We start from the raw sequence: 25,791 nt of genomic DNA, 5'->3' as shown, positions 1-25,791 counted from the left end.
GACATGACCAGAAGCTGGCTGCTGCGCCTCGTCATCGCCTTCGGTTTCGCGCAGGCGGCGGTGTCGATGGCGCGGCCCGCTGTCTCGTACCGCGCGCTCTCCCTGGGTGCGGACGAGCGCGCCATCGGCGTGATCGCGGGCGTGTACGCGCTGCTTCCCCTGTTCGCCGCCGTACCACTGGGACGCAGGACGGACCACGGGCGGTGCGCACCCCTGCTGCCCGTCGGTGTCGTCCTGATCTCCGGCGGGTGTGCCCTCAGCGGTACGGCGGACTCGCTCGCCGCGATGGCCGCGTGGAGCGGGGTGATGGGCCTCGGCCATCTCGGTTTCGTCATCGGCGCCCAGTCGATCGTCGCCCGCCAGTCGCCCCCGGAGGAGCAGGACCGCAACTTCGGTCACTTCACCATCGGCGCGTCGCTGGGCCAGCTCGCCGGGCCGATCGCCGCCGGGTATGTGATCTCCGCGCAGGACGGCGCGATGGGACGTACGAGCGCACTCGCCCTCGTCGTCTCGGCGGCCGTCGCCGGGGTCGCCCTCACCTCGCTCTGGCGCATCGAGCACCGTACGGCTGACGGACCGGCCCGCCTGCGGCAGACCCGGGCGAAGGCTACGAAGGTTCCCGTACACCGCATCCTGCGCACCCGTGGCGTACCCGCCGGGATCTTCATCAGCCTCGCCGTGCTCTCCACGACCGACATCCTCACCGCCTATCTGCCGGTGATCGGTGAACACCGTTCCATCTCACCCGCCACCGTCGGACTGCTGCTGAGCCTGCGCGCCGCCGCGACCATCGCCTGCCGGCTGGTGATGACGCCGATGATCCGCGTACTGGGCCGTACGGCGCTGCTGGCCGTGACCTGTCTGCTCAGCGGTCTGCTGTGCGCGGGCATCGCGCTGCCCGTCCCGGTCTGGGCGCTCGCCGTGATGCTCGCCGCCCTCGGCTTCTGCCTGGGCGTCGGTCAGCCGCTGTCGATGACGACGGTCGTGCAGGCCGCCCCGGCGCGGGCGCGCTCCACCGCGCTCGCCCTGCGGCTGACCGGCAACCGCCTCGGCCAGGTCGCCGCGCCCGCCTCCGCCGGACTGGTCGCGGGGGTCGCGGGCACGGCGGCGCCGTTCGTGATGGTCGGGGTGCTGCTGTTTCTCTCGGGGGGCGTCGCCGTACGGACGGGACGGCGGCGAGCCGGCGATTCTGGTGATTCCGGTGGACCCGGTGATTCCGCTGAATCGGACGACTCGAAGGAATCCACGAGACGGAACCACCCCGCCACCTAACCTTCGCGAAAGCTTCGCGAACCTGCGCGCGAGTCATTCCCCGACGGGGAGTAGTCGGCTAGTTTCAGGCGTCTCAGTCGCTCCTCCCTCTCTTCCCCCGGCGGAACCATATGAGTCGCGCCATCTCTCTGCGCAGTGTCAGCAAGAGGTACGAACGCACCACTCGCGCCGTCGACAAGTTCTCCCTCGATGTCGAGCCGGGGGAATTCGTGGTCCTGCTCGGCCCCTCGGGCTGCGGCAAGTCGACCGTGCTGCGCATGATCGCCGGTCTGGAGGACATCACCGAGGGGGAGTTGCTGCTCGACGGCGAATACGCCAACAACCTCCAGCCCCGCGAGCGCGAGATGGCCATGGTGTTCCAGAACTTCGCGCTCTACCCGAGCATGACGAACCGCGAGAACATCGGCTTTCCGCTGCGGCTGGAGAACCCCCGCCAGGACCGCCGCCCACGGGTCGACGCCACCGCCCGGATGCTCGGCATCGAGGATGTACTCGAGCGCTACCCCAGCCAGCTGTCCGGCGGCGAACGCCAGCGCGTCGCCATGGGCCGCGCCATCTCCCGGCGGCCCTCCGCCTTCCTGATGGACGAGCCGCTGTCCAACCTCGACGCGAAGCTCCGCAATCATCTGCGCGCCGAAATCGCCCAGCTCACCAGCGAGCTGGGGGTGACCACGATCTACGTCACCCACGACCAGGCCGAGGCGATGTCGCTGGGTGACCGGGTCGCGGTGATGCGCGGCGGCGTGCTGCAACAGGTGAGCACCCCACGGGCCACGTACGCCCTGCCCCAGAACGTCTTCGTCGCCGCCTTCATCGGCACGCCGCGCATCAATCTGCTCCAGGCCGTCGTGTACGCGCCGCTTGAGGGCCGGATGTCGATCGACCTCGGCAAGCAGCGGCTGCCGCTGCCCGAGCCCCTCAGCGTCGATCACCAGCTGCTCCGTATCCAGCAGGGGCGGCAGATCATCGTCGGCCTGCGCTCGGAGGCCGTCCGGATCGCCCCGCCGAGCCAGGCGCGTCCCGGCGAGGTCGCGCTGACCGGGATCGTCGAGCACATGGAGTACCAGGGGCACGAGGCGCTGGTGTACTTCAACACCGGCTCGCGCCCCGCGGTCGTCCCCGACCTGGAGTCGCCCCGGCCGCAGCCCGGCACGCGCCGCCGGGGCAGAGCCAAAGCGAACAGTGGCAGTGGCGGCTCGGGTGTGCTGACCCGGCTGAAAGAACGGGCGACGGCGCACGTCTCCGGCCCGGTCGTCGTGCTGGACGAGCCGGGACCCACGGCACCTGTCGCCGCCGAGCGCCCGGCCGTCGCCGCCAGCGATCTGGTCGTACGCACCGGTCCGGACGTACGGCTGCGGACCGGCGCGCAGGTGCCGCTCCTGGTCGACCTCGCCCATCTGTATGTCTTCAACCACCTGGGACAACGGATCTGCCCCGCCCCTGCGGACCTCCCGGGGCTCGACGCCTGAGAGCCTGGTGCCACCGTGCCACTGGCGGCAGAAAACTATCACCGCTAGTTTAGGGTCACGGTTACGCGGGGTTCTACGAGGAGTGCGATGACAGCTCACGACGGGATGTACATCGGCGGCCAGTGGCGGCCCGCCGCCGGACCGGACACGATCGCGGTGGTGAACCCGGCGGACGAGCAGGTCATCGCCCATGTCCCGGCCGGTACCGCCGAGGATGTCGACGCCGCCGTACGCGCCGCCCGCGAGGCCTTCCCCGGCTGGGCCGCCACCCCGCCCGCCGAGCGCGGCGCCCGCATCGCCGCCCTGCGCGACGTACTCGCGGCCCGCAAGGCAGAGATCGCCGAGACCGTCACCGAGGAACTCGGTTCACCTCTCGCGTTCTCGACCCCCGTCCACGCGGGCCTGCCGATCGCCGTCGCCGGTTCGTACGCGGAACTGGCCGCCTCGTACGTCTTCGAGGAGAAGATCGGCAACTCCACCGTGCTGCTGGAGCCGGTCGGCGTGGTCGGCGCGATCACGCCCTGGAACTATCCGCTGCATCAGATCGTCGCCAAGGTCGCGCCCGCCCTCGCCGCGGGCTGCACGGTCGTACTCAAGCCCGCCGAGGACACCCCGCTGACCGCCCAGCTCTTCGCCGAGGCGGTCCACGAGGCCGGTCTGCCCGCCGGGGTGTTCAACCTGGTCACCGGACTCGGCCCGGTCGCGGGCCAGGCGCTCGCCGCGCACGAGGGCGTCGATCTGGTCTCCTTCACCGGCTCCACCGCCGTCGGCAGGCTCATCGGCGCGACCGCGGGCGCCGCCGTGAAGCGGGTCGCGCTGGAGCTCGGCGGCAAGTCCGCCAATGTCATCCTGCCGGGTGCGGACCTGGCCAGGGCCGTGAAGGTCGGCATCGCCAACGTCATGTCGAACTCCGGCCAGACGTGCAGCGCCTGGACCCGGATGCTGGTGCACCGGGACCAGTACGAGGAAGCCGTCGCGCTCGCCGCCGCCGCGGTCGCCGCGTATGTGCCCGGTGAGCGGGTCGGGCCGCTGGTCAACGCCACACAGCAGCAGCGCGTGCGCGGCTATATCGAGAAGGGCGTCGCCGAGGGCGCCCGCCTGGTCGCGGGCGGCCCCGACGCCCCGCGCACCACCGGCTACTACGTCAGCCCGACCGTCTTCGCCGACGTCACCCCGGAGATGACCATCGCGCAGGAAGAGATCTTCGGCCCGGTCCTCTCCATCCTGAAGTACGAGGACGAGCAGGACGCCCTCCGCATCGCCAACGGCACCGTCTACGGCCTGGCGGGAGCGGTCTGGGCGGCGAGCGACGAGGAAGCCGTCGCCTTCGCCCGCCGCATGGACACCGGTCAGGTCGACATCAACGGTGGCCGCTTCAACCCACTCGCCCCCTTCGGCGGCTTCAAGCAGTCGGGCGTCGGCCGCGAGCTCGGCCCGCACGGTCTCTCCGAGTATCTCCAGACCAAGTCCCTCCAGTTCTGACAGTTCTGAGCCTCTGAGCCGGGAGAAAAACCGATCATGGTCCGCGTCCGCGCCGCCGTACTGACTGCCATCGGCTCTCCGCTGGAGGTCACCGACATCGAACTGCCCGAGCCCGGCCCCGGCCGGGTGCGCGTCCGCCTCGCCGCCGCCGGGGTCTGCCACTCCGATCTGTCCCTGTCCAACGGCACGATGCGCGTCCCCGTCCCGGCCGTACTCGGCCATGAGGGCGCGGGCACGGTCGTCTCGGTCGGCGAGGGCGTCACCCATGTCGCGCCCGGCGACGGTGTCGTACTCAACTGGGCTCCGTCGTGCGGGAGCTGCCACCACTGCGGGATCGGCGAGGTGTGGCTGTGCGCGAACGCCCTCGTGGGCGTGGCGAGCATCCACGCCCGTACAGCAGCGGGCACCGAGCTGCACCCCGGCCTGAATGTCGCGGCTTTCGCCGAGGAGACGGTCGTTGCCGCGGAGTGCGTACTGCCGGTACCGGACGGCGTCCCGCTCACCGACGCGGCCCTGCTCGGCTGCGCGGTCCTGACCGGTTATGGAGCCGTCCACCACTCCGCCCGCGTCCGCGAGGGCGAGTCGGTCGTCGTCTTCGGCGTCGGCGGGGTCGGCCTCGCCACCCTTCAGTCCGCCCGGATCGCGGGCGCGGCGACGATCATCGCGGTCGACGTCTCACCGGAGAAGGAGTCCCTCGCGCGGCGGGCGGGCGCGACGGAGTACGTCGTCGCCTCCGACACCACCGCCAAGCAGATCCGCAAGCTCACGGGCGGCCAGGGCGCCGACGTGGCGATCGAGTGCGTGGGACGCGCCGCCACCATCCGTACAGCCTGGGACTCCACCCGGCGCGGCGGTCGCACGACGGTCGTCGGCATCGGCGGGAAGGACCAGCAGGTCACCTTCAACGCGCTGGAGCTGTTCCACTGGGGCCGTACGCTGACCGGCTGCGTCTACGGCAACAGCGACCCGGCACGCGATCTGCCCGTACTGGCCGCGCACATCCGCGCGGGGCGGCTGGATCTGGGCTCCCTGGTCACCGAGCGGATCACGCTCGAATCGATTCCGGCCGCCTTCGACAACATGATCGCGGGCAAGGGCGGCCGGGCCCTGGTGGTGTTCTAGGGCGTGTTTGAGAAGTAGCGCCGTCCGCCCGTGGGGCGGGCCCTGCGGCGTCTGGTGCGTGCAGTCGCAAGGCGGTGGGGGCACCCCCGGGCGGAGCTCTGGGGGAGTACTTGGGCGACTCCGACAACACCGCGAGTGCGCGTGCCAGGCGTCGCGGGGCTGGGGGTCCTGCCCCTGGCTTCTCCCCCGTGGCTTCGCACGGGAGGTGTCCCCAGGGGACCCCCACCGGACGAAGTCCAGGGGGAGGGACTTCTCAAACACGCCCTAGAAGACTCCTGAAGATCTTGCTCGGGCCGCCCGATTCACCCCGGATTGCCGGTAAATGTCAATCAGGTCGAACCGGTGCGACCCGGGCGCGATTTCAAGATCTTCATCGGTCTCCTAGGACCGGCTTTCAGGACCACCCGCCGCCGTGCTGCTCGGCTCGCTGACCGGCGCGGTCGGCACAACCGATGCCTGGGACGCCTTCTTGGGGCGGGAGCGCGACAGCCCCACGCCCACCAGGCAGAGCGCCCCACCCGCGAACGTCAGCAGTCCCGGGATCTCGTCCAGCGCCAGCCAGGACATCAGCACGACCAGCGCGGGCACGGCGTACGTCGTCGCGCCCATGCGTCCGGCCGTCGTACGGGCGAGGGCGTACGCCCACGTCGTGAACGCCAGCGCGGTCGGGAACACCCCCAGGTACACCATGTTGAGCGTCGCCGACAGGGGCGCGCGCCCCGCCTCGTCGACCAGCTGCCCCACGAACGGCAGGCAGGCCACCGTCCCGATCAGACAGCCGAAGGTCGTCACCTGCATCGCGCTGGCGTGGGCGAGCGCCGGCTTCTGGCCGACGACCCCGGCCGCGTACCCCACCGCGGCCAGCAAGCACAGCGCCACTCCCAGCGTGGAGGCGCCGCCGTTCCCCGACATCGAGAGCCCCACGGTCACCGCGCCCGCGAAGGACACCCCCATCCCGGCCAGCAGCCGCGGTGGCAGCGTCTCGCCGAGCAGCCGCGCGCCGAGCAGGGCGATGAGGATGGGCCCGATGTTCACGATCATCGCCGCCGTGCCCGCGTCGACCTCCTGCTCACCCCAGTTGAGGACCACCATGTACACGCCGAACCAGAGCAGCCCCGAAACGGCGATCCCTGGCCAGGCGGCACGCGGCGGCAGCCCCTCGCGCCGTATCAGCAGAATGCAGCCGAGTACGAGCGACCCGGCGAGCAGCCGTCCGAGGGCGAGCGCGCCGGGCGAGTAGGCCTCCCCGGCGCTGCGTATCGACACAAAGGCCGAGGCCCACAGGACGACGGTGACGCCCGCCGCGGCCAGTGCGGGCCACTGTGCGCGGTGTGGTGCGGGGTGAGAGGAGTTGGTCATGGGGCGACCGTACGTCCCGGACCCTTCGGCGCTCACCGCAATATTTTGCGTCGCTCATACTCCGCGTACTGGAGGGCGAGCCCGTCGATCAGCGCCCGCAGGCCCGTCTCGAACGCGCCCTCGTCCACCTGCTGCTGCCGCTCGGCCAGCAGATGCGCCTGGCCGAGGTGCGGATACTCCGCCGGGTCGTACGCGGTCTCGTCGTCCACGAAGCCGCCGGCGAAGGAGCCGAGCGACGAGCCCGTGATGAAGTACCGCATCAGCGCGCCGATGTGGGTCGCCTGCGCCGGGGGCCAGCCCGCGCGGACCATCGCGCCGAAGACCGCGTCGGCCACCCGCAGCGCGGCCGGGCGGCGGCCGGGGCCGCGGGCCAGGACCGGGACGATGTGGGGGTGGGCGGTCAGCGCGGCGCGGTAGGAGACGGCCCAGTCGTGGAGCGCCGTGCGCCAGTCGCGGTCGTCGTCCTCGGCGAACATCGACAGATCGACCTGGCCACTGACCGCGTCGGCGACGGCGTCGAGGATCTCGTCCTTGTTGCGGAAGTGGTTGTAGAGGGACGGCCCGCTGACTCCGAGCTCGGCGGCAAGCCGCCGGGTCGATACGGCGCCCAGACCCTCCGCGTCCACGAGCGCGCTCGCCGTCGCGACGATGCGGTCTCTGCTGAGGAGGGGCTTGCGGGGTCGGGCCATGCGCCACATAGTAGGGCCCGCCGACCAGTAAACTAGCGGCGATAGTTAAAACTCTGAGTACGGTGCCTGAGTACGGTGCCTGAGTACGGGAACGGATGTCGCGCGGCCCGCGCTCGCCGAAGCTGACCGACATGAGTGAGACAGCGGTCAAGCAGCAGAACACGGCGGCCTTCTACGGACAGTCCGTCCTCTCCTTCGCCGTCGCCCTGGCGGCCGTCGGCCTCGGCATCATCTATCTCGATGTCGACGCCTGGGTGCGGGCCTTCCTCGGCATCGCCGTCCTCTACCTGACGACGTCGGCCTTTACGCTGGCCAAGGTGATCAGAGACCGTCAGGAGGCCGGGCAGATCGTCAGCCGTGTCGACCAGGCCCGGCTGGAGAAGCTCCTCGCCGAGCACGATCCTTTCCAGAAGCTCTAAGGGTCCAGTGGGCGCAACCCCGAGGGCTCTAAGCGCTTGCTCACCTTCGGGGTATGGTGTGCCTCCTGATGAACGGAAGGGGCGAGCGATGAGTGCGGCGCAGCAGACGGCCGGCGAGGACGTGCCGTGGAGCGAGGTCACCCCTGAGGCGGCCAGGAAACTGCTCGTCGCCGCCGTCGACGCCTTCGCCGAGCGCGGCTATCACGCGACGACGACCCGGGACATCGCAAGCCGCGCCGGGATGAGCCCGGCCGCGCTCTACATCCACTACAAGACGAAGGAAGAGCTCCTCCACCGGATCAGCCGGATCGGGCACGACAAGGCCCTGGAGATCCTCACCGCGGCGGCGGAGAGCGAGGGAACGCCGTCCGAGCGGCTCGCCGAAGCCGTACGTTCCTTCGTCCGCTGGCACGCCGGGAAGCACACCACCGCGCGCGTGGTCCAGTACGAACTGGACGCGCTCGCCCCCGACCACCGCACCGAGATCCTGGAACTGCGCCGCCGCAGCGACGCCGTCATACGCGGCATTCTGCGCGAGGGCGTGGAGGCCGGGGAGTTCGAGGTCCCCGACGTGCCGGGCACCACCGTCGCCGTACTGTCGCTCTGCATCGACGTGGCGCGCTGGTTCAACACGCAGGGGCGCAGGACGCCCGACGAGGTCGGCGCGCTCTACGCCGACCTCGTCCTGCGGATGGTCACCGCTCAGAAGCAGTAACGGCCTGGAAGCAGTAACGGCCTAGAAGTAGTAGCGGGACAGCGACTCGGCCACGCACACCGGCTTTTCGCCGCCCTCGCGCTCCACCGTGACCAGGGCGGTCACCTGCACTCCCTCGCCCGCGTCGTGGACGCTCTGGAGGACCGCCGTCGCCCGCAGCCGCGAGCCCACCGGCACGGGCGCGGGGAAACGGACCTTGTTCGTGCCGTAGTTGATGCCCATCTTCATGCCCTCGACCCGCATGATCTGCGGCACGAGCGCGGGCAGCAGCGACAGCGTGAGATAGCCGTGCGCGATCGTCGTGGAGAAAGGGCCGTCCGCTGCCCGCTCGGGGTCCACATGGATCCACTGGTGGTCGCCGGTGGCGTCGGCGAAGAGGTCGATCCGCTTCTGCTCGATCTCCAGCCAGTCGCTGTGTCCCAGCTGCTCACCGACCGCGGCGCGCAGCTCCTCGGCGGAGGTGAAGATCCTCGGCTCAGCCATGTCCCTGGTCCTGCCTTTCAAGCGGTCGAAGCGTGCGTCGCGCTCGCTTGTCTAAGCGCTTGCTCAGCATGGTCGGGGAGTGTGGTCCTGTCAACGGACGGCCCGCCGGCGTTCGCTAGGGTTCGAGGAGTGCCACAGATTCCCGAGAGCATCCACGAGCTGACGGTCGGCCAGCTTTCCGCGCGCAGCGGCGCCGCCGTGTCCGCCCTGCACTTCTACGAGTCCAAGGGGCTGATCAGCTCCAGCCGGACCAGCGGAAACCAGCGCCGCTACAGCAGGGACGCGCTGCGCCGCGTGGCTTTCGTACGCGCGGCGCAGCGCGTCGGCATTCCGCTCGCCACCATCCGGAACGCCCTCGCCGAACTGCCCGAGGAGCGCACGCCCGACCGTGAGGACTGGGCGCGGCTGTCCGAGGCGTGGCGCGGAGAGCTCGATGAGCGGATCAAGCAGCTCGGGCGGCTGCGCGACCATCTCACCGACTGCATCGGCTGCGGCTGTCTCTCCCTGGAGACCTGTGTGCTGTCCAACCCGGACGATGTTTTCGGCGAGCGGATGACCGGCTCCCGGCTCCTGGCGGAGGGGAGGCGGCCGGCGAAGGGCGGCGCCTGACCCGACGACGGGCGCGCCGCCCCTGTGCCGGCTGGGCTGTCCTGACTGTCCTGGCGTTCTGACCGCGCGGGGGCGCAACGAGGCGTTGCCCGGCCCCCGCGCGTCCTACGCCACCGACGCCAGTTCCTTGCGCCCTGCCCTCTTGGCCGCAGCCACGGCCTCGGACGACAGAACGGGCTGCGGCACCACGATGCCGCACCCTGTGCACACCGGCCCGGACCATGGCTCATGGGCCAGGTGCTGCCGCCATACGATGTGCGTCCCCCCGCACACCGGACAGGCCGCCCCCGGGTCGGCCTCCAGCGCCGCGATCAGCCGCCGCAGCACCTCACCGAGCGGCGTCGACGGATGGGCGGCCGGGGTGTCGCAGCGCGCCACCCCGTTCCCGCCCCACGTCCGGCGGTGCCAGTCGTCGATGAAGCCGGGCCGCCGCAGACCGTCGTGCTTCTCGCGCTTGCGGCGGTCGGCGAAACTCTCCTCGTACGCGAGCCAGACGGCCCGCGCCTCCTCCAACTCCTCGAGCGCGGCCACCAGCCGCGCCGGGTCAGGGGACCTGTCCTCGGGCTCAATGCTGTGTGCCGCGCACAGGTGATCCCAGGTCGCCCGGTGCCCATAAGGGGCAAAACGCTCCAGGCATTTGCGCAGCGAGTAGCGCCGAAGCGCCAGATCACACCGTGGGTCACGCACCTGTCTCGCGAGACTCCGGAAACCGGCCATCGCACTGCCACCTCCGTCGCTGGTACATCGGCGTCATGGAATGGACGTACGTGTGCCCAATTCGGCTCCATCGAAAATCCGATGGGGGACATCAGCATCCGCGTGAGCCATCCGCCGGCCGCCCGCGCGACTGCTGTGATGTTGCTGAAAGGTGACGCGTGTTCACCTTACTGACGAGTCGTACCGGCGGTAACCTCCGGCGCATTGGCCTCCCGAGGAGTATCGATGCCACGTCGCACCGGAAGACTCAGAACCGCCACCGCAGCTGCGGTATTCGCCCTCGCGGCGGGGCTACTGGCCCCTCTGCACCAGGCCGCAGCCACCCCCCAATCCGCTCGCACCGCCGCCCCCACCGCAGCCGCAGCGGCCGACGGGGACCTCTGTCAGGGCAAGTGCTCCGACATCCTGCCGCCCGGTCAGACCGGCAACGCCACCCTCGCCGACATCCTGGTCCACCAGGTCTTCGGCACCCGCCCCGCCCACAGCTCCGATCAACTCGCCCGCTACGACTCCCTGGCAGGCGGTTACGGCGGACTCACCGACGCCAAGCTCAACGACTTCTTCAACGACGCCTCCTTCGGCGTCCCCGCGAACCAGGTCGAGTCCGTCACCTCACCCCGCTCCGACGTCACGATCACCCGCGACAAGAAGACCGGCGTCCCGCACATCAAGGGCACCACCCGCTACGGCACCGAGTTCGGCGCCGGGTTCGCCGCCGGCCAGGACCGGCTCTGGATGATGGACCTCTTCCGCCACATCGGCCGCGGCGAACTCACCTCCTTCGCCGGCGGCGCGCTCGCCAACCAGGGCCTTGAACAGCAGTTCTGGCCCCAGGCCCCGTACACCGAAGCCGACTACGAGGCCCAGATCCAGCGCATACGGTCCACCGAGGGCGCCCGCGGCGAACAGGCTCTGGCCGACGCCCAGGCGTACGTCGACGGCATCAACTCCTACCGCGACAAGTCCAAGAGCGGCCGGTACTTCCCCGGCGAATACGTCCTCACCGGCCATATCGACTCGATCACCAACGCCGGGGAGATCCAGCCCTTCAAGCTCACCGATCTGATCGCCATCGCCTCGGTCGTCGGCGCGCTGTTCGGCGCCGGAGGCGGCGGCGAGGTGCAGTCCGCGATCTCGCTGCTCGCGGCCCAGGAGAAGTACGGCGTGGCCGAGGGCACCAGGGTCTGGGAGTCCTTCCGCCAGCGCGAGGACCCCGAGGCCGTCCTCACGCTCCGTGAAGGCCCCAGCTTCCCGTACGCCAACAAGCCCGCGAACCCGCGCGGCACCGCCCTGCCCGACACCGGTTCCGTCGTCGCCGAACCGCTCGTCCACGACAAAACCGGCTCCGCGCTCACCGGCGCCAAAGCCCCCGTGAACGCCCCCGCCGCCCTCAAGCCCGCTCAGGGCATGTACGACGAAGGGGTCGTCGACCCGGGCGCGCTGCGGCCCCGGCGCGGTATGTCCAACGCGCTCCTCGTCTCCGGCGAATCCACCGCCAGTGGCAATCCGATCGCGGTCTTCGGACCGCAAACCGGCTACTTCGCGCCACAGCTGATGATGCTCCAGGAGCTCCAGGGCCCCGGCATCTCCGCCCGCGGTGTCTCCTTCGCCGGAGTCGGCATGTATGTCCAGATGGGCCGCGGTCAGGACTACGCCTGGTCCGCCACCTCCTCCCAGCAGGACATCATCGACACCTACGCGGTCGAGCTGTGCGCCCCCGGCGGCGGCACCCCCGCCAAGGACGCCGCCCACTACCTCTACCGGGGCGTCTGCACCCCGATGGAGAAAATGGAGCGCCGCAACGCCTGGAAGCCGACGGTCGCCGACTCCACCGCCGCCGGCTCGTACCGGCTGCAGGTCTGGCGTACCAAGTACGGCATGGTCACCCACCGCGCGACGATCGGCGGCAAGCCCGTCGCGTACACCTCGCTGCGCACCACCTACCGCCACGAGGCCGACTCGATCATCGGCTTCCAGATGCTCAACGACCCTGCCTATGTGACGGACGCCCAGTCCTTCCAGCAGGCCGCGCACAAGATCGGCTACGCCTTCAACTGGTTCTACGCCGACTCCCGTACCGCCGCCTACTACAACAGCGGCATGAACCCGGTACGGGCAGCGGACGTCGACCCCGCGCTGCCCGTCAGGGCGGAGCAGCAGTACGAGTGGCAGAGCTTCGACCCGGCGGCCAACACCACCGCGTACACGCCCTTCGCCCAGCACCCGCGCTCCATCGGCCAGGACTACTACGTCTCCTGGAACAACCGGCTGGCCAAGGGGTACGCCACCGCGTCCTTCGGTTTCGGCTCCGTACACCGCGGCGATCTCCTCGACGACCGGGTGGCGGCGCTCGTCGCGGCGGGCGGGGTGACCCGTGCCTCGCTCACCCGGACGATGGCGGAAGCCGCCGTCACCGATCTTCGCGGGGAGCAGCTGTTGCCGGAGCTGCTGAAGGTGATCGGCTCCCAGCCGGTCACCGATCCCCAACTGAGCGCTGCCGTGCAGCAGCTGGAGGCCTGGCGGGCGGCGGGAGCGCAGCGTAAGGAGACCGCGCCGGGGTCACACGCGTACAGCCACACCGACGCCATACGGATCATGGACGCCTGGTGGCCGCTGCTGATCGAGGCCGAGTTCAAACCGGGTCTCGGCGACGAGCTGTACCGGGCGCTGACCGCGAACCAGCCGACCGACGAGCCCCCGGGCGCGAGCCACGGCCCGACCGGCGGCCACAGCGGCTCGGCCTTCCAGTACGGCTGGTGGGGCTATGCCGACAAGGACCTGCGCCAGGTGCTGGGCCAGCCGGTGCAGGGCCCGCTGGCGAAGACGTACTGCGGCGGCGGCAACCTCGCCGCCTGCCGTGACGCGCTCCTCGCCGCGCTGAAGCAGGCCACGGCCAAGCCCGCGAGCGAGGTCTACCCCGGTGACGCGAGCTGCGCGGCCGGGCAGCAGTGGTGCATGGACGCGATCATGCAACGCGCGCTGGGCGGCATCACCCACCCGGCGATCACCTGGCAGAACCGGCCCACCTACCAGCAGGTGGTGGAATTCCCGTCCCACAGGTGAAACAGCCAGTGGGCCGTATCGGGCGAATCAGCGCCCGATACGGCCCGCGGCCAGCACCACCCGCGCCAGCTCCGGATGGCAGATGTCGCTGTGCGCGCCCACCGGCGGGTCGCCGCGCCGCACCACCGCCGCCGTATCCACGCTGACGCACCCCGAGCCCGGGATCCCGTCCCGCAGCGCCTGCTCCAGGGTCAGCCGGGGCGCGCCCGGCACGGCCTGGATGCCGTCGTGGCCCATCGCCCACCACCGCTTGTCGAGGCTGACGGCGCTCGCGTCGTCCCCCGCCAGGCTCGACGCCAGCGGATAGAACAGCCTGAGCGCGGTGTCGTGGCGGGAGTAGCACGCGACCACAGGACCGTCGACCTGGGACTCCGCGGTGCGCAGAATGCCGCCGCTGCGCGAGGCGTGCGGCAGGCTCGGCGCGAAGGCGTAGTGCGAGAAGGCGGGCTGGAGGAGCGTCATCGACTTCACATTGCGTACGCCGTCGGGCAGTCCGCGCAGCGCGAAGGACACGAGCCGCGCTCCCTGGCTGTGGCCGACCAGATGCACGCGCACCTGGGGGGAGCTGCGGGCCAGCTGCCCGAGCAGCGGGCCGAGCCCCAGCTCGCCGACCGTTCCGGCGCGCCGCTTCATCGCGTAGTACGTCGTCTGCCGCAGCAGCTCCTTCGCGCCCTTCCACGACTTCTTGAGCCCGCCGCCGACGGAGAAGGACTGCGTGCCGGGCTTCTCCGTCACCGCGCCGGTCTCCTCCAGCGCCAGCGTGAACTTCCTGCACAGCGTCAGGGTGTCCTCGTACAGCACGGCCGGAGGGCTCTGCTCCTCCTCCGGCAGATCGTCCGCGAAGCACGATTCGAGACCGCCCGGCGGCACCTTGGCGAACTTCCTGGCCAGCGCCCCGAACTCGCGGAATGCGGCCGTCGACTCCGGCTGCTCGTCCAGGAGCTGTCCCAGCCGCTCCACTGTCTTCTCATGCCCGGGGAAGAGTTCGAGCAGAGCGTCCCGGGTCTCCGTGTGGAGGTGGGGTTCCGGCCCTGGAGCGATGGGGGGAACCACGAAGTTGGGGATCTGCTCGTCCGTGAACCTCATGGACGGCCAGACGACGCCCACATACCCGAGCCGCACCTTCGGCGGAGTGTCCACCAGCCCCGGGAAGGGTGCGAAGAAATCGGAGAACAGGCGACGGGCCAGGGAGGGGGAGTTGTTCCAGCCGTGCGCGAACATCACCAGATCGGTAACGTCCATTTCGGCCAGCCGCTCGCGCTGCGGCTGATCGATATCGCCGTCCCTGTCGAAGGTGATTTCCCGGTACGGCTCCACACTCATCCCCGGCATGACCTGCCCCTCCCCGTTGCGTGCCACTGGGTCAAGCATGCTGCGGGGAGGGGGAGATGGCCATAGCGCCGCAAATGTCGCCATGGCTGTTCTCGGACAGTCAGACCCCGGCGGGTACTACCGCTGGTACTGCAAATACCGCTTCCGTACGGTCCGGAACGCGGCGAGTTCGGCCTGCCAGGCACCCACCACCTCGTCCGTTCCCGCTCCCGCGTCGATCAGCGTGCGTACCTTCGTCGAGCCCGTCAGCTTGTCGATCCAGTTGTCGGGACGCCAGGCGAAGCCGCTCCAGGACCGCTTGGCCGTCACCAGCAGCGCGATCCCCGTACGCACCGGGTCGTACGACTCCCGGTCGTGTACGTGCAACTGGACTCCGCCGATCGTCCTGCCCTGGAACTTGGAGAACGTCGGAGCGAAGTACGCCTCGCGGAAGCGGACGCCCGGCAGGCCCTCGCCGTTCGCGGCCTCCGCCCACGCGCGGTCGATGCCCTCCGCGCCCAGCAGCTCGAACGGACGGGTTGTCCCGCGCCCCTCCGACAGATTCGTCCCCTCGAACAGACAGGTCCCCGCGTAGACGAGCGCCGTGTCCGGCGTCGGCATATTGGGGCTCGGCGGCACCCAGGGCAGTCCCGTCGTGTCGAAGAAGTCCGAGCGCCGCCAGCCCGACATGCGCACCGTCTCCAGCTCCACCGGCGTGGCCAGGAACTCGCCGTTGAACAGCCGCGCCAGCTCGGTGACGGTCATGCCGTGCGCCTGCGCGATCGGCTCGCGGCCCACGAAGGTCGCGAAGGCCTTGTCGAGCACGGGACCGAGGGCCGCCCGCCCGGTCATCGGGTTCGGCCGGTCCAGCACCACGAACCGCTTGCCCGCGAGCGCCGCCGCCACCATGCAGTCGTACAGCGTCCAGATGTACGTGTAGAAACGCGCCCCGGCGTCCTGGATGTCGAAGACGATCGTCTGCACGCCCGACGCGGTGAAGATGTCGGCGAGCGGCTGCCCGCTCTTGAGGTACGTGTCGTAGACGGGCAGCCCGGTCGCCGGATCGTCGTAGCGCCCCTCGGAACCGCCCGCCTGCGCCGTGCCGCGGAAGCCGTGCTCCGGGCCGAAGACAGCGACGAGGTTCACCCGCTCGTCGCCGTGCATGACATCCACGATGTGGCGTACGTCGCGGGTGATCCCGGTCGGGTTGGTGACCACGCCGACGCGCTGCCCGGACAACTGCGCGTATCCGTCGGCGGCCAGCCGGTCGAAGCCGGTACGGACCACCCGGCCGTGGCTTTGTGCGCTCTGTGCGCTTTGTGCGATGGCGGGACCGGACGATGCCGTGGCGAGCGCCCCGATCGCGCCACCGGCGGCCAGCAGCCCCCGTCTGGACAGGCTCATCGAACGCGCTTCGTGATCTCTGTCTGTCATGCCCAGGCACGCTAGCGCGCCCACCCGCCCGGGGGAACGGTGCCGGACTCTTCCCCCGTACATACCGACCGGTTAGTCTGCCCGAACGGTCACAGGCATGGTCGTAGGTATGTCGTAGGTATACGGAAGGCGGAGCTCGATGGGTACGGTGCGGGGCGCTGGGGTTGTGGTCACAGGCGCGGGCGGTGGCATCGGAGCCGCGCTCGCCCGCCGGTTCGCGGCGGAGGGCGCCCGCGTCGTCGTCAACGACCTCGACCCGGCCAGGACCAAGGCGATCGCCGACGAACTCGGCGCGACCGCGGTCCCCGGTGACGCCTCCGAGATCGTGGCGGCGGCCCGCGACGCGCTGGGCGGCACGGTCGACATCTACTGCGCCAACGCCGGACTCGGCTCGGCCGGGGACGCCTTCGCCGACGAGGAGGTCTGGGCCGCGGCCTGGGACGTCAACGTCATGGCGCACGTCCGCGCGGCCCGTACGCTGCTGCCCGACTGGCTGGAGCGCGGCAGCGGGCGCTTCGTGTCCACGGTCTCGGCCGCCGGGCTGCTCACGATGGTGGGAGCGGCCCCGTACAGCGTCAGCAAACACGGCGCGTACGCCTTCGCCGAATGGCTGTCGCTCACGTACCGGCACCGCGGGCTGAAGGTCCACGCGATCTGCCCCCAGGGCGTACGTACGGACATGCTGACCGCGGCCGGTTCGGCGGGCGAACTCGTCCTCGTGCCGACCGCGATCGAGCCCGACGCGGTCGCCGACGCGCTCCTCGAAGGCATCGAGGCAGACCGCTTCCTGATCCTGCCGCACCCGGAGGTCGCCGAGTACTACCAGGCCCGCGCCGCGGACCCCGAGCGCTGGCTGACCGGCATGAACCACCTCCAGCAGAAGTGGGAGGGGACAGGCCGGTGACCTCGGTACCCGCGTGAAGTGGAGATCCTGCCAGAGCTCCCGAAAACCACGAGTGGGAAGATCCTGAGGCGGCAGCTGCGTTCCCCGGCGTAGCGGGGCGCGGCGCAACGGTGGACCGAACGAAAGGTGGGTGGCGGCGATGGCCAGGATGACGGAGGGGAACAACACCCCCGTCCCGCAGAGGCTGCTGGCCGCCGCCACCCGCCTCTTCGCGGAACGCGGCTACGACCGCACCTCCGTCCAGGAGATCGTGGAGTCGGCGGGTGTCACCAAGGGAGCGCTCTACCACTACTTCGGCTCGAAGGAAGACCTGCTCCACGAGGTCTACGCCCGGATGCTCCGCCTCCAGCAGGAACGTCTGGACGCGTACGCGGACGCCGACGAGCCGGTGGAGAAGCGACTGCGGGACGCGGCGGCGGATGTGGTGGTGACGACGATCGACAACCTGGACGACGCGGCGATCTTCTTCCGGTCGATGCACCACCTGAGCCCGGAGAAACACAAGCAGGTGCGGGCGGAACGCCGCCGCTATCACGAGCGGTTCCGGGCGCTGATCGAGGAGGGCCAGGCGAGCGGGGTGTTCTCCTCGGCGACCCCCGCGGACCTGGTGGTGGACTACCACTTCGGTTCGGTGCACCACTTGTCGACGTGGTACCGCCCGGACGGCACACTGACGCCGCGGCAGGTGGCGGACCACCTGGCGGACCTGCTGCTGCGGGCGCTGCGGCCGTAGCCCCACCCCTGTCGTCCACCGACTGGTGGACGACAGGTTCAACCGGCCGGGCGTGTCGGGCGCAGCCCCCGCCGACCAGTATTTCCGGCATGAGACAGCTACCTGTACGGATAGCCCGATGGAGCGCCCAGCACGCATGGCGGGCGATCGCCGGCTGGTTCGCGTTCGTCATTCTGTGCCTCGGCGTCGGCATCGCCGTCGGCACGAACGAAGCCACCACCAAGGACTTCTGGGTCGGTGAGGCGGGGCGCGCCGAGGAGTTGGCGACCGAAGGAGGCCTGCAGCGCAAACCCACCGAGCACATCATGATCCGCGCGAAGTCCGGACCGCTGGACATGGCGGCGGCCGGCGCCGCGGCCCAGGACCTCACCGAGCAGATGCGGAAGCTGCCCGAGGTGGACAGCGTGGCGGCCCCCGTCCGCTCGAAGGACGGCAAGATCCTGCGGGTCTCGGTGATCCTGAACGGTCCCGAGCTGGACGGCAAGAAGAACGTCGTCGCGCTCCTCGATCAGACGGCTCAGGTGCGCGCGAGCCACCCGGATCTGGTGGTGGAGGAGACCGGCTCCCCTTCCATCAGCAAAGGCGTCAATGATCAGCGCGGGAAGGATCTCGCGCTCTCCGAACGCATCACCCTGCCCGTCACAATCATCACCCTGCTGATCGTCTTCGGCTCGGTCGTCATGGCCGGTGTGCCGCTGCTGCTCGCGATCTCCTCGATCATCGCCGCCCTGGGGCTGTCCATGATCGCCTCGCACGTCCTTCCCGACCCGGGAGTCGGGACGAATATGATTCTGCTCATCGGCCTGGCGGTGGGCGTCGACTACACGCTCTTCTACCTCAAGCGCGAACGCGAGGAACGGGCCCGCGCCAACGGGCAGCTCAGCTCGGAAGCCCTGGTGGAGCTGGCGGCGGCGACCGCGGGCCGGGCCATCGTGGTCTCCGGCCTCGCCGTGATCATCTCCACGGCCACCCTGTATCTGGCCACGGACGTCATCTTCTCCTCGCTGGCGACCGGGACCATCCTGGTGGTGGCGGTAGCTGTGGCCAGTTCCCTCACCGTGCTGCCCGCACTGCTGGTCAAGATCGGTCACCGGACCGAACGCCGCGCCCACCGCAGGGCAGCCAAGCGGACGAAGCTCGGCAAGCCGGTCCGTACGAAGCCCGCGCCGACGGCGAAGGCGGAGACCGGACGCGTCTTCGGCGCCCTGCTGCGGCCCGCGCGGACTCGCCCCGCCCTCACCCTGTGCGTATCGGTGCTCATCATGCTCGGCCTGGCCGCGCCCGCGCTCGGCATGAAGCTCGTCGACCCGGGCAGGGACACCTTCTCCCGCGACATCCCGGCCATGCAGGTCTACGACCGGCTGACCGAAAGCTTCCCCGAGCTCCTGGTCAAGCATGAGGTCGTCGCCCGCTCCGCCCCCGGCCGGGCCGCGCAGGTGCGGCAGGCTCTGGCGGACCTCGGCCGGCGGGCCCAGGCCGATCCGCTGTTCGCCGGGGACACCGAGCCGAGGGTGCGTACGTCGGCCGACGGCCGGATCAGCGTGCTGGAACTGGCCGTCCCGTTCCCCGCGCCTTCCGGCGAGGCGATCGCATCACTCGCCCACCTCCGTCAGGACCATCTGCCCGCCACGCTCGGCGAACTGCCCGGCGTGGAGGCCGGAGTGAGCGGTGACGTGGCCCGGGGCCGCGACTACGTGGACCATGAGAACAGCAAGCTGCCGCTGGTCATCGGGTTCCTGCTGCTGGTGACCTTCCTGATGACCGTGTGGGCGTTCCGCTCGGTGGTCATCGGCGTCATCGGCGTCGTACTCAATCTGCTGTCCGCGGGTGCCTCGCTCGGCCTGCTGGTCCTGTTCTTCCAGGGGACGTGGGCGGAGGGCCTGCTGGCATTCGACTCCCTCGGCGCGATCGCGTCCCGGGTGCCGCTGTTCCTCATCGTGATCCTCTTCGGCCTGTCGATGGACTACCAGGTGTTCGTGGTCAGCCGGATCCAGGAGGCCAGGCAGAACGGGATGTCGGCCCGCGAGGCGGTGCTGGAGGGCATCAACCGGTCGGCCAAGGTGGTGACCAGCGCGGCGATCGTGATGGTGACGGTGTTCGGCGCGTTCGTCGCCCTGCACCTCACCGAAATGAAGCAGATGGGCTTCTGCCTGGCAGTGGCTGTCCTGCTGGACGCCGTGGTCATCCGGCTCATGGTCCTGCCGTCGATCCTGCTGCTCCTCGGCGAGCGGGCATGGTGGCCGGCGCGCCCGGCCGGCCCGGCGCGTGGGGCGCGGGCCACGGTCCCCGCCGCCGGACCGCTGGAAAACGTAGGCTGACGCGTATGCATCAACGGCCGCAGCCCGACGACCAGTTGCCCATACCGGCACTGCACCGGTGGAACGCTGTCTTCTGGGTGCTCCTGGGTGTGGTGCCACCGGCCATCGCGGTCGCGGACGCACCCGGCACGACGAGGTACCCGTCGTTGGCGCTGCTGGCCGTGCTCGCCCTGTGCTACGGGACGGTGGGACTGTTCCCCGGCAACCCCGTCCTGCGCCCGCGTACCTACCTGTACGTACTCGTCGTAGGTCTCGGCGCGATGTCGTACCTGCTCAACGGGAGCGCGGCACTGTTCGTGGTGACGTTGCCGCACTTCTGGATCTACGCCCCGAGTGCGGGGGCCTCGATCGCTCTCAGCGGCCTCGCCGCCGCCGCGACGGTGGCAGGCAACATCGTCCGGCAGGGCGGGGACGGGGAGTTCCTCACCGGCAACGTCGTCTTCACCCTGATCGGCTACGCGGCGGGCGTGCTGATCGGACTGGCGCTGCGCCATATCGCCGAGGACAGCGACGACCGCGCCCGCCGCCTGAGCGCCGAGCTGGAGAGCGCCCAACTCCGGCTGGCCGAGGCGCACCAGCGCCAAGGGGCCACGGATGAGCGCGAACGGCTCGCCCGGGAGATCCACGACACCCTCGCCCAGGGCTTCGCGTCCATCATCGTGCTCGCGGAGGCGGCGCGCTCCAGCCTGGAGACCGATCCCGGCAGGAGCGGGCAGCAGTTGCTCGCGATCGAGCACACCGCACGCGAGAACTTCGCCGAGGCACGTGTCCTCGTCGGCTCGGCTCCGCAGAGCGGCGTCGCCCCCGGCTCGGTGGCCAGGACGCTGCGCCGGACACTGGACCGGTTCACCGAGGACACCGGGCTCTGTGTCACCGCGGAACTGCCGGACATCGAATGCGACCAGCCGACGCGGATCGCGCTCCTGCGCTGCACCCAGGAATCCCTCGCCAATGTCCGCAAGCACGCGGCTGCCTCCACGGTGGACGTCGTCCTCGCGGCGCACCCCTACGGCGTGGAACTGGAAATCACCGACGACGGCCGTGGCTTCGTGATCGAGGATTCCCGCGGCTTCGGACTCAACGGCATGCGCAAACGCCTTGCCGAACTCGGCGGTGAGCTCACCGTCACCAGCTCGGTCGGCGACGGCACCCGCGTCCTCGCCATGATCCCCATGAACGGGCAGGTCTGACTGTGATGACTGCTGTGCCAGGGCCAGTGACAGTGCCGGAGGGCAAGCTCAAGCTCCGCATCATCGTGGTGGACGACCATACGGTGATGCGCGCCGGGGTCATCGCCCTGCTGGCCGACGAGCCCACCATCGACATCGTCGGCGAGGCCGGCGACGGCCGGGCCGCCGTCGAACTCGTAGCACGCCTGGAACCCGATGTGGCGCTGATCGATCTGCGGATGCCCGTCCTTGACGGGACGAGCGCCACCGCTGAGATCGTCGCCGGCCACCCCCGGACCCGGGTGCTGATCCTGACGACGTACGACACCGACGAGGAGATCGAGCGCGCGGTCGAGGCCGGCGCCATCGGCTACCTGCTCAAGGACACCACGCGCGAGCAGCTGGTGGACGCGATCCACTCCGCGTCCCGGGGCGAGACCGTCCTGGCCCCAAGGGTCGCGGCGCGGCTGGTCGCCCGTATGCGGAGGCCCGCCCCGGTGGCGCTGACCAAGCGGGAGGTGGATGTACTGAGCGCGGTCGCCGACGGACTGTCCAATGTGGAGATCGGCCGGCGGCTGGTCATCGCGGAGGCCACGGTGAAGACGCATCTGTTGCGGGTCTTCGCCAAACTCGACGTCAGCGACCGTACGCACGCGGTGGTCACAGCCCTGGAGCGCGGGCTGCTGGACCGACGCTAGGACTTGCCCCGTCACTGTGTGCGGGGGTGGCCGGTGTGCGGTCGTGTCGTTCCGGCGTGGGCCCTGGGCCGCTTGGGGGCGGGTCGGGTCTCATCCGGGGTTGCCACGGTGCAGGGTCCGGCATTTCTCCGAGCAGAGGCCGTCCGTTGCCGGGGAAGGGCGTTCCCACGGGGATCGGCTGCCGCGTGGGTCCGGCCCGAGGACGCGGACTTCGGTGCGGTTGACTCGGTCAGGGCTTCTTGCAGCCCTCACCTCGGTCCCGGCCATACCGACCGTGACGGTGTTGAGGACCACCCACTCCGCCCTGCCGAACCCCGTGCCGACAGGCAGCCCCCATGAGCGAGCCGACGACCCACAACACCTTGATCAGCAGGTACGGCAGCAGCGCCAGAGCCGCCCCATAAGCCGCGATCCGCCCGACCCGGTCCCACCGCTCCACCCGGGGATCGGCGGCGCTGGACAACCGCCAGGAGATCCAGCTTTCCGCCGCCGAAGGCGGATCATGTCCTGGCTGACCGGCGACCACGAACGCAGGCGCAACCCGCGCCCTCTACGCGTACTTCTTCAGCTCCCACCGCGCCAGCGACCGCTGATGCACCTCGTCCGGCCCGTCCGCCAGCTTCAGCGTCCGCGCCCCCGCCCACAGTTCCGCCAGCGGGAAGTCCTGGCTGACCCCGCCCGCGCCGTGCACCTGGATCGCCTTGTCCAGGATGTCCACCACCGCCCGCGGTGTCGCGATCTTGATCGCCTGGATTTCCGTGTGAGCTCCGCGGTTGCCGACCGTGTCCATCAGCCACGCCGTCTTCAGCACCAGCAGCCGCAGCTGCTCCACCGTCACCCGCGCGTCCGCGATCCAGTTCTGCACCACGCCCTGCTGCGCGAGCGTCTTGCCGAAGGCCGTACGGGACACGGCCCGCCGGCACATCAGCTCGATCGCCCGCTCGGCCATGCCGATCAGCCGCATGCAGTGGTGGATCCGCCCCGGGCCCAGCCGCGCCTGGGCGATCGCGAAGCCGCCGCCCTCCTCACCGATCAAGTTCGACGCGGGCACCCGCACATCGGTGAAGACGACCTCGGCGTGGCCGCCGTGGGAGTGGTCCTCGTAGCCGTAGACCTGCATGGCCCGGCGGACTTCGAGGCCCGGAGTGTCGCGTTCCACCAGGATCATCGACTGCTGGCGGCGGATGTCCTCGCCGTCCGGGTCGGTCTTGCCCATCACAATGAAGATCTCGCAGTCGGGGTTCATCGCCCCGGAGATGTACCACTTGCGGCCGTTGATGACGTACTCGTCGCCGTCCCGCTCGATCCGCGTCCGGACATTCGTCGCGTCCGACGAGGCGACCTCCGGCTCGGTCATCGCGAACGCCGAGCGGATCTCACCCGCGAGCAGCGGCTCCAGCCACCGCTTCCGCTGCTCGGGCGTACCGAACTGCGCGAGCACCTCCATGTTCCCGGTGTCGGGAGCGGCACAGTTCAGCGCGGTCGGGGCCAGCTGCGGGCTGCGGCCCGTGATTTCCGCGAGCGGCGCGTACTGGAGGTTGGTGAGCCCCGCTCCGTGCTCCGCGTCCGGCAGGAACAGGTTCCACAGGCCCTGCCTGCGCGCCTCCGCCTTCAGTTCCGCCACGATCGCCGGGGTGTCCCACGGCGAGGCCAGCCGCTCCCGCTGCTCCTGCGCGATCGGCTCGGCCGGGTAGACGTGCTCGTCCATGAAGGCGAGCAGCCTGGCCCGCAGCTCTTCGGTGCGCGCGTCGAATGCGAAGTCCATGGGTGTACTCAGCCTTCCTGAAGGGTCGTGAGGCCGTGCTCGATGAAGAGGGGCACCAGATCGCCGATCCGGTCGAAGCCGGGGCCGACCGTCTGGCCCAGCGTGAAGCGGTAGTGGATGCCCTCCAGGATCACCGCGAGCTTGAACCAGGCGAAGGCCGTGTACCAGGCGATGGCGGAGGTGTCGCGGCCGGAGCGGGCGGCGTACCGCTCGATCAGTTCCGCCGCCTCGGGGTGGCCCGCCGCCCCCGCCGTCGTACTGATCGGGGCGTCCGGCAGTTCCAGCTGCTTGCTGTACATCACCAGCAGGCCGAGGTCGGTCAGCGGGTCGCCGAGCGTCGACATCTCCCAGTCCAGCACCGCCTTGATGCGGTCGTCCGTGCCGATCAGAACGTTGTCGAGCCGGTAGTCGCCATGGATGACCGTCGGCGCGGGCGAGGTGGGCAGCGAGCGGCCGAGCGCCGCGTGCAGCTCGTCGATCCCGGCGAGGTCGCGGTTGCGGGAGGCGTCCAGCTGCTTGCCCCACCGCCGCAACTGCCGGTCGAGGAAGCCCTCGGGGCGCCCGAAGTCGCCGAGCCCCACCGATTCGGGGTCCACGGCGTGCAGCTCGACCAGGGTGTCGACCAGGCCGAGCACCGCGCCCCGGGTGCGCTCGGGGCCCAGCGGGGCCAGTTCCTCGGCCGTACGGTACGGAGTGCCCTCCACGTACTCCATGACGTAGAACGGCGATCCGATCACCGACTCGTCCTCGCACAGCAGCACCGGCCGGGGGACCGGCACGGCCGTCGGGTACAGCGCGCTGATCACCCGGTGCTCGCGCCTCATGTCGTGCGCCGTGGCCAGCACATGCCCGAGCGGAGGCCGCCGTACGACCCAGCGCCCGGTGCCGTCGCTGACGGAGTACGTCAGGTTGGAGCGGCCACCCTGAATCAGCCGGGCGCTGAGCGGTCCGCTCACCAGACCCGGGTGCTCGCGGTCGAGGTACCCGCGCAGCTGCTCGGGGTCGAGGCCTGGTGGGGGCGGGGCTGAGCTCATGGGGGACCTCCGGGGCGGAAGAACGGACCCGCACATGATGACCGACCGGTCGGTATGTCGTCCACCCCCAGCCGGGGCCGAGCTCAGGCGTGGCAGGCCACCGGCACGCCACCATTCATCGCCGCCATGTCCGCGAACACCGCGACCGCATCCAGCGGCGACCCGCCCGGCTGCCCCGCCAGCTCCGCGTACGCCCGGTGCACATTCGCCACCAGCCGCTCGCTCTCCCGCAGTTCTGCGAAGACCCCGAGGTCCGCCGCGCGCGCCGTCTCCAGCGGAGTGCGCCCCTTGGCGTACCCCTCCTCGGCCACGTCGGCGACGTACCGCAGATACCGCTCGGTCGCGTCGTACGCGGACGGATCGGTGACCGGGCCGTGGCCCGGCACCACCGTCGGCGCGTCGAGCGAGCGCAGCAGCTCCAGCGCCCGCAGGGACCCGGTCAGCGAGCCCATCGGAATGAAGGGGGTGCCGCCCTGGAAGACCAGGTCCCCGGTGAAGACGATGCCCTGCCCCGGCAGGTGCACGATCGTGTCACCGGGGGTGTGCGCGGCGCCGCCGGGGTGGATGAGCCGTACCTCGATGTCTCCGACGTGGACCGTCATCCGGTCGCTGTATGTCACCGTGGGGGCGGTGATCCTGATGTCGCCGAAGTCGGTCCCCGGCCAGATCAGATGCAGCTGATGCCCGGCCGCCACCACCTCACTGCGGCAGGCGTCGTGTCCGATGACCACGGCCTCCGGCATGAAGACGCCGTTGCCGTACGTGTGGTCGCCGTGGTGGTGCGTATTGACGATGGTGCGAGGCAGCGGAACGCCGCTGGTCAGCAGGGCCTCGCGGAGCGCACGCGCGCGCCGTTCGGTCGCGGCGGTGTCCACGAGCAGGGTCGACTCCCCGTCGCTGACGAACCCCGCGTTGCTCAGGCACCAGCCGCCGTCCGGCTGGACGTAGGCGTGGACTTCGGGCGCGAGCTGGACGGTGTACGGCTCCGTGGCGGACAACTGAAAACCCCCGGGTCAGGTGCGAACT

At 70.4% G+C, this 25,791-nt stretch carries 22 protein-coding genes; 13 read left to right on the top strand and 9 right to left on the bottom strand.

Features of this window, described 5'->3' with window-relative positions; genetic code table 11:
- The first annotated feature begins 3 nt into the window (after window positions 1-3).
- From ACIHCQ_RS08615 to ACIHCQ_RS08600, 4 genes are all read left to right on the top strand, one after another.
- Window positions 4-1,272, top strand: coding sequence for an MFS transporter (locus ACIHCQ_RS08615; protein ID WP_399659096.1), 1,269 nt, complete (start codon window positions 4-6; stop codon window positions 1,270-1,272).
- A 110-nt stretch (window positions 1,273-1,382) separates the two neighbouring features.
- A complete protein-coding gene (locus ACIHCQ_RS08610; protein ID WP_399659095.1) occupies window positions 1,383-2,741 on the top strand; it encodes an ABC transporter ATP-binding protein in 1,359 nt (452 codons plus the stop codon).
- A gap of 87 nt (window positions 2,742-2,828) precedes the next feature.
- Complete coding sequence (locus ACIHCQ_RS08605) at window positions 2,829-4,223, top strand: aldehyde dehydrogenase family protein (protein ID WP_399659093.1); 1,395 nt, start codon at window positions 2,829-2,831, stop codon at window positions 4,221-4,223.
- Between the two features lie 36 nt (window positions 4,224-4,259).
- Window positions 4,260-5,345: a Zn-dependent alcohol dehydrogenase gene (locus tag ACIHCQ_RS08600; RefSeq protein ID WP_399659092.1), complete on the top strand. Its 1,086-nt coding sequence runs from the start codon at window positions 4,260-4,262 to the stop codon at window positions 5,343-5,345.
- 381 nt (window positions 5,346-5,726) lie between these two features.
- Here the strand turns inward: ACIHCQ_RS08600 and ACIHCQ_RS08595 are convergent, their stop codons facing one another.
- Both ACIHCQ_RS08595 and ACIHCQ_RS08590 read right to left on the bottom strand, forming a co-directional pair.
- Window positions 5,727-6,704: a DMT family transporter gene (locus ACIHCQ_RS08595; RefSeq protein WP_399659091.1), complete on the bottom strand. Its 978-nt coding sequence runs from the start codon at window positions 6,702-6,704 to the stop codon at window positions 5,727-5,729.
- A gap of 32 nt (window positions 6,705-6,736) precedes the next feature.
- Window positions 6,737-7,393 (bottom strand): TetR/AcrR family transcriptional regulator, encoded by a 657-nt coding sequence (locus ACIHCQ_RS08590; protein ID WP_399659089.1) that lies wholly within the window; start codon window positions 7,391-7,393, stop codon window positions 6,737-6,739.
- Window positions 7,394-7,524: 131 nt separating this feature from the next.
- On the opposite strand from ACIHCQ_RS08590, the gene ACIHCQ_RS08585 reads away from it, so the two are divergent.
- Window positions 7,525-7,812, top strand: a complete 288-nt coding sequence (locus ACIHCQ_RS08585) for a YiaA/YiaB family inner membrane protein (protein ID WP_399659087.1) — start codon at window positions 7,525-7,527, stop codon at window positions 7,810-7,812.
- Window positions 7,813-7,900: 88 nt separating this feature from the next.
- Window positions 7,901-8,527, top strand: coding sequence for a TetR/AcrR family transcriptional regulator (locus ACIHCQ_RS08580; RefSeq protein ID WP_399659085.1), 627 nt, complete (start codon window positions 7,901-7,903; stop codon window positions 8,525-8,527).
- Window positions 8,528-8,548: 21 nt separating this feature from the next.
- On the opposite strand, the gene ACIHCQ_RS08575 is transcribed toward ACIHCQ_RS08580, so the two are convergent.
- Window positions 8,549-9,010 carry a MaoC family dehydratase gene (locus ACIHCQ_RS08575; RefSeq protein WP_399659084.1) on the bottom strand — a complete coding sequence of 154 codons (462 nt, stop codon included), beginning with the start codon at window positions 9,008-9,010 and terminating at the stop codon, window positions 8,549-8,551.
- 129 nt (window positions 9,011-9,139) lie between these two features.
- On the opposite strand from ACIHCQ_RS08575, the gene soxR reads away from it, so the two are divergent.
- Window positions 9,140-9,619, top strand: a complete 480-nt coding sequence (gene soxR, locus ACIHCQ_RS08570) for a redox-sensitive transcriptional activator SoxR (protein WP_399659083.1) — start codon at window positions 9,140-9,142, stop codon at window positions 9,617-9,619.
- Between the two features lie 105 nt (window positions 9,620-9,724).
- On the opposite strand, the gene ACIHCQ_RS08565 is transcribed toward soxR, so the two are convergent.
- The gene (locus ACIHCQ_RS08565; protein WP_399659082.1) at window positions 9,725-10,336 is read right to left on the bottom strand and encodes a hypothetical protein; all 612 of its coding nucleotides are present in this window, start codon (window positions 10,334-10,336) and stop codon (window positions 9,725-9,727) included.
- Window positions 10,337-10,561: 225 nt separating this feature from the next.
- Here ACIHCQ_RS08565 and ACIHCQ_RS08560 point away from each other — a divergent pair, with 225 nt between their 5' ends.
- On the top strand, window positions 10,562-13,399 hold the full coding sequence (locus tag ACIHCQ_RS08560; protein WP_399659081.1) for a penicillin acylase family protein: 2,838 nt from the start codon (window positions 10,562-10,564) through the stop codon (window positions 13,397-13,399).
- A gap of 27 nt (window positions 13,400-13,426) precedes the next feature.
- On the opposite strand, the gene ACIHCQ_RS08555 is transcribed toward ACIHCQ_RS08560, so the two are convergent.
- A complete protein-coding gene (locus ACIHCQ_RS08555; protein WP_399659191.1) occupies window positions 13,427-14,722 on the bottom strand; it encodes a serine-threonine protein kinase in 1,296 nt (431 codons plus the stop codon).
- A 126-nt stretch (window positions 14,723-14,848) separates the two neighbouring features.
- Window positions 14,849-16,114 (bottom strand): exo-beta-N-acetylmuramidase NamZ domain-containing protein, encoded by a 1,266-nt coding sequence (locus tag ACIHCQ_RS08550; protein ID WP_399659189.1) that lies wholly within the window; start codon window positions 16,112-16,114, stop codon window positions 14,849-14,851.
- A 169-nt stretch (window positions 16,115-16,283) separates the two neighbouring features.
- Between ACIHCQ_RS08550 and ACIHCQ_RS08545 the strand changes: the two genes are divergently transcribed.
- The 5 genes from ACIHCQ_RS08545 to ACIHCQ_RS08525 all read left to right on the top strand — a co-directional run bounded on the left by ACIHCQ_RS08545 (window position 16,284) and on the right by ACIHCQ_RS08525 (window position 21,966).
- On the top strand, window positions 16,284-17,048 hold the full coding sequence (locus ACIHCQ_RS08545; RefSeq protein WP_399659080.1) for an SDR family oxidoreductase: 765 nt from the start codon (window positions 16,284-16,286) through the stop codon (window positions 17,046-17,048).
- Between the two features lie 139 nt (window positions 17,049-17,187).
- Entirely contained in the window at window positions 17,188-17,781 is a 594-nt protein-coding gene (locus ACIHCQ_RS08540; RefSeq protein ID WP_399659079.1) for a TetR/AcrR family transcriptional regulator, read from the top strand.
- Between the two features lie 89 nt (window positions 17,782-17,870).
- Window positions 17,871-20,099 carry an MMPL family transporter gene (locus ACIHCQ_RS08535; RefSeq protein ID WP_399659078.1) on the top strand — a complete coding sequence of 743 codons (2,229 nt, stop codon included), beginning with the start codon at window positions 17,871-17,873 and terminating at the stop codon, window positions 20,097-20,099.
- A 5-nt stretch (window positions 20,100-20,104) separates the two neighbouring features.
- Window positions 20,105-21,289, top strand: a complete 1,185-nt coding sequence (locus ACIHCQ_RS08530; RefSeq protein ID WP_399659077.1) for a sensor histidine kinase — start codon at window positions 20,105-20,107, stop codon at window positions 21,287-21,289.
- 5 nt (window positions 21,290-21,294) lie between these two features.
- Window positions 21,295-21,966 (top strand): response regulator, encoded by a 672-nt coding sequence (locus ACIHCQ_RS08525; RefSeq protein ID WP_399659075.1) that lies wholly within the window; start codon window positions 21,295-21,297, stop codon window positions 21,964-21,966.
- A 550-nt stretch (window positions 21,967-22,516) separates the two neighbouring features.
- Here the strand turns inward: ACIHCQ_RS08525 and ACIHCQ_RS08520 are convergent.
- The 3 genes from ACIHCQ_RS08520 to ACIHCQ_RS08510 form a co-directional block, all read right to left on the bottom strand.
- Window positions 22,517-23,731 (bottom strand): acyl-CoA dehydrogenase family protein, encoded by a 1,215-nt coding sequence (locus ACIHCQ_RS08520; protein ID WP_399659074.1) that lies wholly within the window; start codon window positions 23,729-23,731, stop codon window positions 22,517-22,519.
- An 8-nt stretch (window positions 23,732-23,739) separates the two neighbouring features.
- Window positions 23,740-24,765, bottom strand: coding sequence for a phosphotransferase family protein (locus ACIHCQ_RS08515; RefSeq protein ID WP_399659073.1), 1,026 nt, complete (start codon window positions 24,763-24,765; stop codon window positions 23,740-23,742).
- Window positions 24,766-24,848: 83 nt separating this feature from the next.
- Window positions 24,849-25,763, bottom strand: a complete 915-nt coding sequence (locus ACIHCQ_RS08510; protein ID WP_399659071.1) for an MBL fold metallo-hydrolase — start codon at window positions 25,761-25,763, stop codon at window positions 24,849-24,851.
- Between the last annotated feature and the right edge of the window lie 28 nt (window positions 25,764-25,791).

Origin of the sequence: Streptomyces sp. NPDC052236 (assembly GCF_044548015.1) — a bacterium.
GTDB lineage: Bacteria > Actinomycetota > Actinomycetes > Streptomycetales > Streptomycetaceae > Streptomyces.
The sequence above is the reverse complement of the archived record's forward strand: the minus strand, read 5'-3'. Positions and strand labels throughout refer to the sequence as shown.